At 59.7% G+C, this 12,776-nt stretch carries 10 protein-coding genes; 4 read left to right on the top strand and 6 right to left on the bottom strand.

What is annotated here, in order from left to right; translation table 11 throughout:
• Positions 1–72 precede the first annotated feature (72 nt).
• Entirely contained in the window at positions 73–951 is an 879-nt protein-coding gene (locus L888_RS0102840; protein WP_027951794.1) for an NAD kinase, read from the bottom strand.
• Between the two features lie 67 nt (positions 952–1,018).
• Positions 1,019–3,124 carry a prolyl oligopeptidase family serine peptidase gene (locus tag L888_RS0102835; RefSeq protein WP_027951793.1) on the bottom strand — a complete coding sequence of 702 codons (2,106 nt, stop codon included), beginning with the start codon at positions 3,122–3,124 and terminating at the stop codon, positions 1,019–1,021.
• A 224-nt stretch (positions 3,125–3,348) separates the two neighbouring features.
• On the opposite strand from L888_RS0102835, the gene L888_RS0102830 reads away from it, so the two are divergent.
• The 4 genes from L888_RS0102830 (at position 3,349) to L888_RS0102815 (ending at position 8,264) form a co-directional block, all read left to right on the top strand.
• Complete coding sequence (locus L888_RS0102830; RefSeq protein WP_027951792.1) at positions 3,349–3,921, top strand: DJ-1 family glyoxalase III; 573 nt, start codon at positions 3,349–3,351, stop codon at positions 3,919–3,921.
• Positions 3,922–3,960: 39 nt separating this feature from the next.
• Positions 3,961–4,659 (top strand): 2-C-methyl-D-erythritol 4-phosphate cytidylyltransferase, encoded by a 699-nt coding sequence (locus tag L888_RS0102825; RefSeq protein WP_027951791.1) that lies wholly within the window; start codon positions 3,961–3,963, stop codon positions 4,657–4,659.
• A gap of 36 nt (positions 4,660–4,695) precedes the next feature.
• Positions 4,696–6,798, top strand: a complete 2,103-nt coding sequence (gene recG, locus L888_RS0102820) for an ATP-dependent DNA helicase RecG (RefSeq protein ID WP_027951790.1) — start codon at positions 4,696–4,698, stop codon at positions 6,796–6,798.
• A 497-nt stretch (positions 6,799–7,295) separates the two neighbouring features.
• Positions 7,296–8,264: a peptidoglycan DD-metalloendopeptidase family protein gene (locus L888_RS0102815; protein ID WP_005844941.1), complete on the top strand. Its 969-nt coding sequence runs from the start codon at positions 7,296–7,298 to the stop codon at positions 8,262–8,264.
• A gap of 274 nt (positions 8,265–8,538) precedes the next feature.
• Here the strand turns inward: L888_RS0102815 and L888_RS0102810 are convergent, their stop codons facing one another.
• From L888_RS0102810 to porV, 4 genes are all read right to left on the bottom strand, one after another.
• Positions 8,539–9,303: a glycosyltransferase family 2 protein gene (locus L888_RS0102810; RefSeq protein ID WP_027951789.1), complete on the bottom strand. Its 765-nt coding sequence runs from the start codon at positions 9,301–9,303 to the stop codon at positions 8,539–8,541.
• Positions 9,300–10,574: a glycosyltransferase family 4 protein gene (locus tag L888_RS0102805; RefSeq protein WP_027951788.1), complete on the bottom strand. Its 1,275-nt coding sequence runs from the start codon at positions 10,572–10,574 to the stop codon at positions 9,300–9,302. Before L888_RS0102805 ends, L888_RS0102810 begins: the two co-directional genes overlap by 4 nt.
• Before the next feature lie 438 nt (positions 10,575–11,012).
• Positions 11,013–11,501 carry a 2-C-methyl-D-erythritol 2,4-cyclodiphosphate synthase gene (gene ispF / locus L888_RS0102800; protein ID WP_027951787.1) on the bottom strand — a complete coding sequence of 163 codons (489 nt, stop codon included), beginning with the start codon at positions 11,499–11,501 and terminating at the stop codon, positions 11,013–11,015.
• Positions 11,502–11,531: 30 nt separating this feature from the next.
• Entirely contained in the window at positions 11,532–12,728 is a 1,197-nt protein-coding gene (gene porV / locus L888_RS0102795) for a type IX secretion system outer membrane channel protein PorV (protein ID WP_005844951.1), read from the bottom strand.
• Between the last annotated feature and the right edge of the window lie 48 nt (positions 12,729–12,776).

Here is a 12,776-nt window from a genome sequence, read left to right as displayed (position 1 = left end):
ACCGGCCCAACCGTCTCAAGGGGTTCTGTCTAAAGAGTTGCATACGCATGTTCTGTCTCGGGTCTCAAGGGTTTATCCGCGCTGGTCGGCTCCCCACATCAGCTTCTCGCGCAGCGTGGAGAAGTAGCGGGCTGACCGCAGTTTGACCATTTGCACCTCGTAGGGGGCCTTGCGGATGGTGATTTGCGTGCCCTCGCACAGCTTTTCCGACCGTCCGTCGATGGCCACGAGGAAGTTGTGGCTGCGGCTTTCCACCTCAAGCCGTATCACACTGTCGTCCTTAACCACGATGGGCCGGATGTTTAGGCTGTGGGGAGCCACGGGAGTGATGCAGAGTGTATCGGCCGACGGCACCACGATGGGCCCGCCCGTGGAGAGGTTGTAGGCCGTGCTACCGGTCGGTGTGGCGATGAGCAGGCCGTCGGCCTGATAGGTCACGAGGTACTCGCCATTGATACTACACCGGATGGAAATCATCGAAGCGTTGTCGCGTTTCAGCAGGGCGATGTCGTTCAGAGCATAGGGAGAGCCCTCGATGGGCTCGCCTTCGGCCTCGATCATAATCACGGTGTGCCGCTCTACACGGCATTCTCCGGCATAAATCTCGTCGATGGCGCAGCCCACCTCACCCGGCAACACTTCGGCCAGAAAGCCCAGCCGACCCATGTTCACCCCGAGGATGGGCGTACCCTTGGCCCCCACCTTACTGGCAGCACGCAGGAAAGTGCCGTCGCCGCCCAGTGAAATCACATAGTCCACGTCGAAATTGTAATCATCGAATACGCCCGAACACCAAGGCTCCTCGCCGCTTTTGACGAGAAATTCATAGTAGGGACGGTCGAAATAGACCTCGGCTTCGTGGGCACGCAGCGTGTCGACGAGCTGCCGCACGGCCACCGACTTATTGACCTGGTACTCGTTACCAAAGAGGGCAAAGCGCAGTTTCTTCATAGGCTGACGGGTGATGGGGTTCGGATTCCATGTTTTTGTAGAGGCGTGCCACGGGCAAGGCCTGTCCTTATTTATACTTCATACCCAGATTCTGCATGATGAAGCTGTAGATGTCGGCATACTCTTCGAGCTGTTTGGCCAGCGGCTTTCCACCTCCGTGCCCCGCCTTGCTGTCGATGCGGACAAGCACCGGAGCCTCGCCCGCCTGACACTCCTGCAGCGTGGCGGCGAACTTGAACGAGTGGGCCGGCACCACACGGTCATCGTGGTCGGCCGTGGTGACGAGCGTGGCCGGGTAGCGGGTGCCGGGTTTCAGGTTGTGCAGGGGCGAGTAGACCCGCAGATACTCAAACATTTCCTTGCTGTCGGCACTCGTTCCATAGTCGGGAGCCCAGTTCCATCCGATGGTAAAGCGGTGGTAGCGCAGCATGTCCATCACGCCCACCTCGGGCACACACACCTTGAAGAGGTCGGGGCGTTGCGTCATGCACGCACCGACGAGCAGTCCGCCGTTGCTGCCTCCCACGATGGCGAGCTTGTCCTTGCTGCTGTATTTATTGCTGGTGAGCCACTCGGCAGCGGCGATAAAGTCGTCGAACACGTTCTGCTTCTGCATCTTCGTACCGGCCTGGTGCCACTCTTCGCCATACTCGCTGCCGCCGCGCAGGTTGGCTTGGGCATAGATGCCCCCGCTCTCGAGGAAAGGAATGCGCATGGAAGAGAACGAGGGGGGCAGCGAAATGTTGAACCCGCCGTAGGCATAGAGGTACACAGGATTCCGTCCATCGCGCTTCAATCCTTTCTTATAGGTGAGAAACATCGGCACGCGCGTGCCGTCCTTGCTGGTATAAAACACCTGCTCGGTCACGAAATCGCCCTGCCTGAAGTTCACTTTCGGCTGCGCGTAGACGGTGCTGCGATCCTGTTCGGCATCGTAGCGGTAGACCGTGCCGGGCACGGTGAACGAGGAAAAGCTGTAGAAACACTCCTTCAACTCGCGCTTGCCGTAGAACGAGGCACTGCCTGCCGAGGGCAGCTTGATCTCGTGCAGCCGACGCCCTTCCAGCGTATAGAGGTACGCATGACTCGAAGCATCCTGGCTGTATTCCAGTATCATCCGGCCGTTGGTAAAGGTCACACCCTCGAGCACACCGCTGCCCTCGGGCACCAGTTCCTGCCACTCCGCAAAGCCCGGACGCTGCACCGTGGTCACCATCAGGCGGTTGCGGGGCGCGCCGTCGTTGGTGTAGAGGTAGATGCTGTCGCCTATGGTCTGTACGGGCGAATACTGCAGGTCCATGTTCGCCGTCATCTGGATGAACTGGGAGCCGGGCACGCGCAGGTCGCGCACGTAGAGATTGTTGCCCGATCCGGCACCCGCCTCATAGAGAAACATCAGCGTTTCCTCCTTGTTCACCGAGACACTGTAGAAGCGCAGAGGGTAGGCGGGATTCTGATAGAAGAGCACATCCTCGCTCTGCGGCGTGCCCATGCGGTGGTAGTACACCTTGTGCACCTCGTTCTTGCTGCTGAATTCCCTGCCTTTCTCCGGCGCATCGTAGGCACTGTAGTAGAATCCATCGCCGTACCAAGCGGCTCCACTGAACTTGCTCCAGCGGATATGGTCGGGCAGGTCGCGGCCTGTTTTCACGTCCTTGACATAGATTTCCTGCCAGTCGCTGCCGCTTCTCGAGATGGTATAAGCCATGTATTTGCCATTGTTGGAGAAGCTGACGCCCCGCAGGGCAACGGTTCCATCCGTGCTCAAAGCGTTGGGATCGAGAAACATCTGCCCCGTGCCGCCCAGCCGATCCAGCCGGTAGAGCACGCTCTGATTCTGCAATCCGTCGTTGCGATAGCAGTACCACGCGCCGTGCTGTTCAAAGGGCACTCCCACCTTTTCATAGTTCGCCACGGCTTTCAACCGGGCCATGAGCTTGCTGCGGAACGGGATTTTGCCCAGATAGGCAGCCGTCACGGCATTCTCTGCCTCGACCCAAGCACGGGTCTCGGCACTGGTGTCATTCTCTAAAGGGCGGAAAGGGTCGGGCACTCTTACACCAAAATATTCGTCCACGGTACCGTCTTTCGGGGCTGCAGGATACTGAATGTGCTGCGCCATAGCCGACGTTGCCGAAAGGGCAAGGGCCGACAGCCATAATGTTTTCTTCATAAGTCTCTCGTCTTCGAGTTTGTGTGCAGTCTGTTTGGCTACTCTTGCAAATTTACGCAAAATCGTCAACAAAAGCCGTTCTACGACCAACGAATATGCCGTTTTATCCTAAATTAACACACGCCACGGGCCCGAAAGTAGATTTTTTTCGTAAGTTTGTACAGTATTTAACGGCCCGACGCGATGCCAATTGGCCGCAAACGGCAACTAATCCCATCAAGACTATGGCTCAAGTTTATGAATTTCTGGCCACCGGTTTCGAGGAAATCGAGGCACTGGCCCCGGTCGACATCCTGCGCCGCGGCGGTGTCGAGGTGAAGACAGTAAGCGTCACGGGCTCCGATTTCGTGGAATCCGCACACGGCGTGACCCTCAAGGCCGACATGCGATTCGAGCAGGGCGGCGACTTTGCCGATGCCGACATGCTCCTGCTACCCGGCGGCATGCCAGGGGCTGCCAACCTCAAGGCCCACGAGGGCGTGTGCCAGGCCCTGCTCCGCCAGCACGAGCACGGCCGCCGCATCGGTGCCATCTGCGCCGCCCCGATGGTGCTCGGCGCCATCGGACTGCTGCAAGGCCGGCAAGCCACCTGCTACCCGGGCTTCGAGAAGTTCCTCACCGGGGCCGACTACACGGCCCGCCTGTGGCAAGAAGACGGCAACATCATCACCGGCGAGGGTCCCGCCGCCACTCTGCCCTACGCTTACCGCATCCTGGGCTACTTCGTTGGCGAGGACCAAATGCGCGAAATACAGCAGGGCATGATGTACGTTCATCTCATGGAGTCGCGCGGCTGAGACGCGCGCCGCCGCTTGTTCCAACATCAAGACAACCCTATGGACTATGCCATCATCGTGGCCGGAGGCAAGGGGCTGCGCATGGGCGGCGACCTGCCCAAGCAGTTTCTGCCCTTGGCCGGCCGGCCGGTGCTCATGCACACGCTGGAAAAGTTCCACGCTTTCAGCCCCGACCTTTCCCTCATCCTCGTGCTGCCCCACGACCAGCAACCCCTGTGGCAACAGCTCTGCACACAACATCATTTCGACATTCCCCACACCCTAACCGACGGCGGCGACACGCGCTTTGCCTCTTCGCAGCGCGGCCTGGCCTGCATTCCCGCCGACGCCGAGGGCCTCGTGGCCATCCACGACGGCGTGCGCCCCTTTGTCTCGCCGGAGGTCATCCGTCGCTGCTTCGACGCAGCCCGCGAAGACTATGCCGCCATACCCGTGATGCCTGTCACCGACACGCTGCGCTATGTGGACCGCGGCCACGGCAACAACGTCATGCGCGCACACTTCCGCACGGTGCAGACCCCCCAGGTGTTCGACATTTCCCTGGCCCGCCAGGCTTTTGCCCAGCCCTATCGCGACAGCTTTACCGACGATGCCTCAGTCGTTGAGAGCCTTGGCTGCCAGGTGACCATGGTCGAAGGCAACCGCGAGAACATCAAACTCACCACGCCGTTCGACCTGTTGGTGGGCGAGGCACTCTGCCAATTAAAAGGGGAAAAAGGGAAAAGAGAAAAGAAGTAAAGAGGTAAAAAGGAAAAAAATTGGCCTCGATTCATCATGCCCACCATCTTAGACCAAGACATCATGTACCTCGCCGGCGTGGGCCCACGCCGGAAAGAGATTCTGGGCAGCCAGCTCAACATCAAGTCGTGGCGCGACCTGCTGGAGTATTATCCTTATAAATATGTGGACCGCACGCGGATATACCGCATCGACGAACTCACGGGTGACATGCCGTTTGTGCAGGTCAAGGGCCGCATTCTGAGCTTCGAGGAGTTTACCATGGGGCCCCGCAAGAAGCGCATCGTCGGGCATTTCACCGACGGCCACGGCGTCGTCGACCTCGTGTGGTTCAATGGCACCAAATATGTTTACCAGAATTACAAGGTGGGCGAGGAGTTCATCGTTTTCGGCAAGCCGACCGTGTTTCAGGGCCGCTACCAGTTTGCCCACCCCGACATGGAGAAAGCCACCGACGTGAAGCTGTCCGAGATGGGCATGCAGCCCTGTTACGTCACCACGGAGAAGATGAAAAACATGGGCATGACCTCGCGCGCCATCGAGAAACTCACCAAGGCCCTCGTGACCCGCATCCCGCCGGGGGCCATCGCCGAGACGCTGCTCCCGTCGATGACAGGCCGCCTTCACCTCATGTCGCGCGAAGATGCTTTCCGCAAGATTCACTACCCGCAGAGCCTCGACGACGTGCAGCGCGCGCAGGTGCGCCTCAAGTTCGAGGAGTTGTTCTACGTGCAGCTCAACATCCTGCGCTATGCCGCCGAGCATCGGCAGAAATACCAGGGCTACATCTTCGGCCGCATCGGCCGCGCTTTCCTCTCTTTTTACAACGATCACCTGCCTTTTGCCCTCACCGGGGCCCAGAAGCGCGTGATGCACGAGATACGCAACGACATGCGCACAGGCCGCCAGATGAACCGTCTGCTCCAGGGCGACGTGGGTTCGGGCAAGACACTCGTGGCCCTGCTCACCATGCTCATCGCCATCGACAACGGCTACCAGGCCTGCATCATGGCCCCCACCGAGATTCTGGCCGAGCAGCACCTCGACACCATCCGCGCGTTTCTTCGGGACTCCGACGTGCGCGTGGCCCTGCTCACGGGCGTCGTCAAGGGCAAGCGGCGGCGCGAAGTGCTCGGCCGGCTGGCCTCGGGCGACATCGACATCCTCGTGGGCACCCACGCCGTCATCGAGGATACCGTGCAGTTCCGCCGGCTGGGGCTGGCCGTCGTCGACGAGCAGCACCGCTTCGGCGTGGCCCAACGGGCCAAGTTGTGGCACAAGAGCGAGCGTCCGCCCCACATCCTCGTCATGACCGCCACGCCCATTCCGCGCACGTTGGCCATGACCATCTACGGCGACCTCGACGTGAGCGTCATCGACGAACTGCCTCCCGGCCGCAAGCCCATCCAGACCTTGCACAAATACGACAACCAGACCACCTCGCTCTACAACGGCATACGCCAGCAGATTCGCGAGGGGCGGCAGGTCTACATCGTATTCCCGCTCATTGAGGAAAGCGAAAAAATGGACCTCAAGAACCTGGAAGACGGCTTCCGCTCGCTTTGCGACATCTTCCCGGAGTTCCGTCTGAGCAAGGTCCACGGCAAGATGAAGGCCCGCGAGAAAGAGGCCGAGATGCAGAAGTTTGTCAGCGGCGAGACGCAGATCCTCGTGGCCACCACGGTCATCGAGGTGGGCGTCAACGTGCCCAACGCCTCGGTCATGGTCATTCTCGAGGCCCAGCGCTTCGGCCTCTCCCAGCTCCACCAGCTGCGCGGACGCGTGGGACGCGGGGCCAAACAGAGCTACTGCATCCTCGTCACCGGCTACGAACTCTCGGCCGAGACACGCAAACGCATCGACATCATGTGCGACACCAACGACGGTTTCCGCATTGCCGAGGCCGACTTGAAGCTGCGCGGCCCCGGCGACCTCGAGGGCACCCAGCAGAGCGGCATGGCCTTCGACCTGAAGATTGCCGACATTGCCCGCGACGGCCAGCTTGTGCAGATGGCCCGCGACGAGGCCCAGCGCATCATCGACGACGACCCCCAGTGCCGGAAATCCGACTATGCCCTACTCTGGAACCACCTGCGCGAGCTGCGCAAGACCCACGTGAACTGGGCGGCCATCAGCTAAGCCGCACCATGCCCTCCCCCATATCCCCTTGCTTGGCACCGTCCGTCACGCCACGGGGTGGCTTTCGGCCGTGGGCCGAATGGCGGCCGGGAGCCATGCACAAATGGGCGGACACCATGTCGAAACAGCCTTTTCGAGGAGTGCGGCCATATCATTCGCAACGCGCGGTCGGACACATTCCATTCTGAATACGGCAAATGTTGTTCTGTTTTTCCCAACGACTTGCGATAGGTCAAGCAGCGGACTGAAATGCTTCCCTTTGTGTTATTTAACTGTTAACGCGTAGGGGGAAACGAGCATAATGTGTTAAATAGACCATAATTTCTGTTAAGAGGAGGGCGTTGGCGGCATTTTTTTAGTATCTTTGTCGGGTCTTCCGAAAATTGGCAGAGCTCTCGTGTTGCCCGTCAATTGGTTTTCGGGGTTGGCATGACCGCTGTTTGTCATGCCGTCGATGGCTCCGCGGAAGGCCAAAACCTATAAAGAAAACAATATAGATGACTTTTAAGACGACAATAAAGACACTTGCCCTATCCCTCCTCTTTGCCTTGGCGGCGGAGCCCGTCTGCGGGCAAGACCTGCTGGCCCGGCAAGCTCCCGTCGACCGCCGCGCCAAAAAGCTCGACTCCATCGAAGTCCGCGCTTTCGTAGAAAAAGAAAACCTGCAGTCCCCCGCAGCTCAACTTTATGGGGACGACTGGGACAACCGCTACGCACACCGCACCACCGAGCTGCCCGATTCCTTTGTCATCAACCTGCGCCACTTCTGCATGCCCACGCCAAGCCGCGTGGTAACCAGCAACTTCGGCAGCCGCTGGGGCCGCCAGCACAAGGGCCTCGACATCAAGGTCTACATCGGCGACACCATCCGCGCCGCCTTCTCGGGCAAGGTGCGCGTGGTGAGATACGAGGGTAGAGGCTATGGCAACTACATCGTCATCCGTCACCCCAACGGCTTGGAGACCATCTACGGGCACCTGTCCAAGCAGCTTGTCACCGAGAATCAGAACGTGCGGGTGGGCGAACCCATAGGCCTGGGCGGCAATACAGGCCGCAGCACCGGCTCCCATCTCCACTTCGAGACGCGCCTCTGCGGCGTGGCCCTGAACCCGGCGCTCTTCTTCGACTTCCGCAATCAGGACGTGGTGGCCGACCAGTACGTATTCAACAAGGCCACCTACGAGCGTGAGTCGGACGTGGCTACCCGCGAACGCGGCAAGGTTGGCAACGGCGGCTACACGCGAGACCAGATTTATGGCGAGGTGGGCCACAGCGAAGAGACGGCCTCCACGGCCGTGCGCAACGCGGCCAATGTGCCCGAGCGCGTCTACTACAAGGTGCTCAAGGGCGACACCCTCGAGTCGATTGCCAAGAAATGCGGCGTGACGGTCGACGTCATCTGCCGGCTCAACGGCTACCGCAAGAACCAGACCGTGCGGCCCGGACAAATCATTCGCTACGTGTAGCCGTCCTGCGGCTTCCGCCTACACCCCAACACACAGCATCCCCCGCCGGCCAGTCCGACGGGGGATGCTTGCGTTTGGCAACAGGCCAAAAGGGAGAGGACGAAACAAAGAGGGCGTGGCCGCAGAATGAAGAAGCCGCAATCGCATGTGTTTTACGCCGTAAACGCGAGGCCGCCACGCCGCAATCGCACGGCCGCCACGCCGCAATCGCACGGCCGTTACGCCGCAATCGCGCAGACCCCAAGGCGGCAGGGCGGTCGAAGCACGCGTCGCCCTACTTGCGCACCACGAACCACAGGTGCATGGCCACCGTGGAGAGCCAGCCGTAGTGGCGGGTCATCACGCGGAAACGCTCGAGCAGCGAGGCACGGTGGTGCCGAACGGTCATGCCGCCGTCGAGGTAATTGACCAGCACCTCGCCCACGCCACGCAGCGGCAACCGTGCGTCCTCGGCCCGCTTCATCACCCGGATGCACCAGTCCACATCGGCCGAGAAGCGGTAGCGCAGGTCGTAGGGCGTGGCCTGTGCCAGGTCGCGGCGGGCATAGAAAGCCTGATGGCACACCAGCATGCCGTGGCGGAACGACCGCCACGAGAGCACGGCCGGCGGCTGCAACTGCCGGTGACGCAGGAAGCGGCCCTCGTCGTCCACAATATCGGCCAGCCCGTAGAGCACGCCGGGCAGCCGCTCACCCTCGCCCACACTGGCCGCCACGTGCTCCAGCGTGTCGGCCGAGGGCAGCACGTCGCCCGCATTGAGAAACACCACATAATCACCCGTGGCACGGGCCAGCCCCTTGTTCATGGCATCGTAGAGGCCGTCGTCGGGCTCCGACGTCACGCTCACGCGGTGGCCGTTGCCGGCCTCGGCCGACCGTTGCCGGTAGGCTTCGGCACGGGCCACGGTGTCGTCGGCCGACCGGCCGTCGACAATGAGGTGCTCCACGGCCGGGTACGTCTGGGCCAGCACACTGTCGAGCGTGCGCTGGATTTCGTGACCGGCATTGTAAGTGCAGGTGATAAGGGAGAACGTAATCATAAGGAATAGTCTTTAAAAGCCATGGCCTGATTGTACACCTCGATGTAGCGCATGGCCACCGACCGCTGCGAATAGCTGGCGGCCACCTTGGAAAGGGCCTGGCGTTGCAGGTCGGCATAGTCGGCTTCGGCGAGCACCCAGCGGATGCCCGCGGCCAAATCGGCCGCATCGCGAAAGGCGGCCACGTAGCCATTGCGCCGGTGGTCGATCATCTCGGGGATGCCGCCCACCTTGAAACCCACGCAGGGCACGCCGCAGGCCATGGCCTCCATGATGGTGTTGGGCAGGTTGTCCTCGAGCGACGGCAGCACGAACACGTCGGCTGCATTGTAGACATCCACAATCTTCCGCTCGTCGCTCACATAGCCCAAGGGGAAAGCGGGCAGGGCCAGCTGGGCGACCACGTCTTCGGAGTGGCCGCCGAGGATAGCCACCACTGTGTCGGCAGCCATATCGGGACGGCTTTCGGCCAACTGCCTCACGGCCTCCACCAAGTAGGTCATGCCCTTGCGCTCCATCGTAGCACGCTGCGACACGAAAAGGATGACACGCTTGTCCACGGGCAGTTGCAGCCGGCTGCGGCACTCCCGACGGTCGCGTGGGGCATAGACACGGGTGTCGATGGGGTTGGGAATGGGCTCCACGTAGAGGCCGGCAAGCAGTCTGCTCTGCCGGGCTTGGTCGGCCAGCCACTTGCTGCACGTCACAAAGTGGATGTTGCTGTTGCGGTAAATCTTCTGCTTACGGGCGTAGACACGGGCCGAAAGATCGTTGACCGAGCCTCCGCCGGGCAGCAGCCGGCAGTGGTGACAACCCGTCTTGAAGGCTGCACAGCCTCGTGCATAGTGGCAGATGGCCGAGGCCGGCCACAGGTCGTGCATGGTCCAGACCACGGGTTTGCCGCTGCGAAGAATCTTGCGGATGGAGCCCAGCGAGAGCATCCCTTGGTTGATCCAGGAGAGATGGACGACATCGGCCTCGCTGAATTCGGGCAGCGAGGTGATGTCGGTACCGGCGTTAGCCATGTCGATCTCGAAGAGATGCTCGCGCGAGAAGTGCAGATGCGCGAAGATGCAGAACCGTTCCCACAGGAAGTTCCACCGCTGCAGCCAAGGCCGGGGCAGGCCGGCCACCATGATGTTGTCGGTCTGCTTGTCGCCCACCAGCATCTTGGCCTTGACCCCATTGTTGTTCAGGGCCTCCATCAGCCGGCCGGCAGCCACGGCCGCCCCCCCGGTTTTCTCGCTTGTATTTACGATGAGTACTCTCATGTGCAATACTGATTTAATGGCAAAGGTAATAAAATCATTTCAAAAGATAGCGGCCAAACAGGCTGTTTTAGGCCTAAATTAGCATTGTGTCCGTACACATTCGTTGATTTGCATCAAGAAAACGGGGCCTTTTGCAGGAAAGCAAGGGAAAAGTGTTGCGGCTTGCCGGAAATCGTCGTACCTTTGCAACGTCAAAAGGTTAATAGATTGTTTAGGTTAGTAATAGATTTAGGTTTTTAGTTATTAGGTTTAAGGTAGATTTGATAGATTGTTTAACGGATGACAATGAAAACCGTGAGGCTTTCATTCGATTTAAAAAAGTTTTTTAGTTAAACATAGGCTATACGCCGGAGCTCGTTGATGAGTTCCGGCGTATTCTCGTTGGTAGGAAATGAATATAGGAGAAAACTGTCGGTGCTATGGGCTGTCGGTTGCCGCTCAATCGGTTGCCGGCAGCCGCTCGATCAGGCAGACGGCATAGGCGGCCATGCCCTCCTCGCGGCCTACAAAGCCCATTCGCTCGGAAGTGGTGGCCTTGATGCTGATCTGATCCTCGTCGCAGCCCATCACTTGGGCCAGACAAACCTTCATGGCAGGGATGTGAGGATTGATCTTCGGCCGCTCGGCGCACACCGTGGCATCGATGTTGCACAGGCGATAACCCTTGGCGGCAATGAGCCCGACCGTCTTTTGCAGGATGATTTTGCTGTCCATATTGAGCGTGGCATCGCTTGTATCGGGAAAGTGATAGCCTATGTCGCGCAGGTTGGCCGCCCCGAGCAGGGCGTCGCAGATGGCATGTATCAGCACGTCGGCATCGCTGTGGCCCAGCAACCCCTGCGTGTGGTCTATCCGGATGCCTCCCAGGATGAGGGCGCGGCCCTCCACAAGTTTGTGGACATCGTAACCCATTCCTATTCGTTGCATGGTTCTTTGGTTTTGAAAGGAGTTATGGAGTTATCTTCTATTAAACAAATCCTTGATGCCGTCCATGTCGAAACTCATGGTGATGCGGAGTGTCTGGTCAAGCGGGTTGCTCTTGGCCGTGGCGATGACATAGGCCGCATCGAGCGAGAAGACGCTCATCTTGAAGCCGGCGCCCACGGTGAAGTATTTCAGGTTGCCCTTGTTGGCATTCTGGTCATGGTAGCCGGCGCGCAGGGTGAACTGGTCGTGGTAAGTGTATTCGGCGCCGAGGCTCCACTGCACCTCCTGCAATTCCTCCTTGAATCCGCCGGGAGCGTCGCTGAAACTCTTGAAAATACCGCTGATGGAAGAGAGGTCATAGTACTTCTTGCGCACGTAATCGTCGTAGTCGTTGTACCTGTCCTTGTCGCGGGCCTCCTTGTATTGCGCCTCCGTGGGCAGGGTAGGCACTAGCAGTTTGTTGGCATCGGCGGCAAAGGTGAACCGGTTGTACTCGTCAATGGGCACCATGAGCGAGGCACCAAGACGCAGGTTGGTGGGGATGAACTCACTGCGATCGTCTCCGCCGAAGTTGATTTTGCTGCCGACATTGGAGATGTTAAGCCCCAGTCCCAACTGGCACTCGCGGTCGCCCAGGTTGATATAATTCTGATAATAGGCGGCCAAGTCGGCGGCGAAGGCCGAGCCGGGGGCCGTGTCGCTGGTGTAGTCGTAGGTGAGATCGGAGTAGATCCAGCGCACCGCGGCGGCAATGGAGAACTTCTCGCTAAGCATCAATGAGTAGGCCACATCGAACGACATCTCGTAGGGATTGATGGTCATCGCGGCGCCTCCGCTCTGGCTTGACTCGAACTGCACCTCGCCCAACGAGAAATAACGCAGCGAACTGGACACCGCGCTGTAGTCACCAATGCGGTAGTAACCGGAGAGATAGGCCAGGCCCATGTCGTTGACGAGCTGGCGCAGCCACGGCGTATAGTTGAGTGCCACGCCGGCACGGCTCACGGTGAAAGGATATTTGGCGGGATTCCAGTACTGCGATGTGGCGTCGGGATCGGTAGCCACACCCACGTCGCCCATACCGGCCGAACGGGCGTCGGGGGCAAAGGTCTGCGAAGTGACCGAGGCATTGACGGGATTGAACATATTGGCCTTGTCCTGGGCAACGGCTCCTGTGGCCGCCATACAGGCCATGCCGGCCATCCACGTTCTCAAGATTCTGTTCATCTGCTATTGTTGATTGTCCTTGAAATAAAGAAAGCCGCACAGCCATGG

Source organism: Hallella seregens ATCC 51272, assembly GCF_000518545.1.
Classification (GTDB): domain Bacteria; phylum Bacteroidota; class Bacteroidia; order Bacteroidales; family Bacteroidaceae; genus Prevotella; species Prevotella seregens.
Note: the sequence above shows the minus strand (reverse complement) of the source record. Positions and strands in the feature narration are given on the sequence as shown.

Excerpts from the sequence above, each read along its gene's own strand:
- L888_RS0102840 (WP_027951794.1), bottom strand. The coding sequence starts at position 951 with ATGAAGAAACTGCGCTTTGCCCTCTTTGGTAACGAGTACCAGGTCAAT.
- L888_RS0102835 (WP_027951793.1), bottom strand. The coding sequence starts at position 3,124 with ATGAAGAAAACATTATGGCTGTCGGCCCTTGCCCTTTCGGCAACGTCG.
- L888_RS0102830 (WP_027951792.1), top strand. The coding sequence starts at position 3,349 with ATGGCTCAAGTTTATGAATTTCTGGCCACCGGTTTCGAGGAAATCGAG.
- L888_RS0102825 (WP_027951791.1), top strand. The coding sequence starts at position 3,961 with ATGGACTATGCCATCATCGTGGCCGGAGGCAAGGGGCTGCGCATGGGC.
- recG (WP_027951790.1), top strand. The coding sequence starts at position 4,696 with ATGCCCACCATCTTAGACCAAGACATCATGTACCTCGCCGGCGTGGGC.
- L888_RS0102815 (WP_005844941.1), top strand. The coding sequence starts at position 7,296 with ATGACTTTTAAGACGACAATAAAGACACTTGCCCTATCCCTCCTCTTT.
- L888_RS0102810 (WP_027951789.1), bottom strand. The coding sequence starts at position 9,303 with ATGATTACGTTCTCCCTTATCACCTGCACTTACAATGCCGGTCACGAA.
- L888_RS0102805 (WP_027951788.1), bottom strand. The coding sequence starts at position 10,574 with ATGAGAGTACTCATCGTAAATACAAGCGAGAAAACCGGGGGGGCGGCC.
- ispF (WP_027951787.1), bottom strand. The coding sequence starts at position 11,501 with ATGCAACGAATAGGAATGGGTTACGATGTCCACAAACTTGTGGAGGGC.
- porV (WP_005844951.1), bottom strand. The coding sequence starts at position 12,728 with ATGAACAGAATCTTGAGAACGTGGATGGCCGGCATGGCCTGTATGGCG.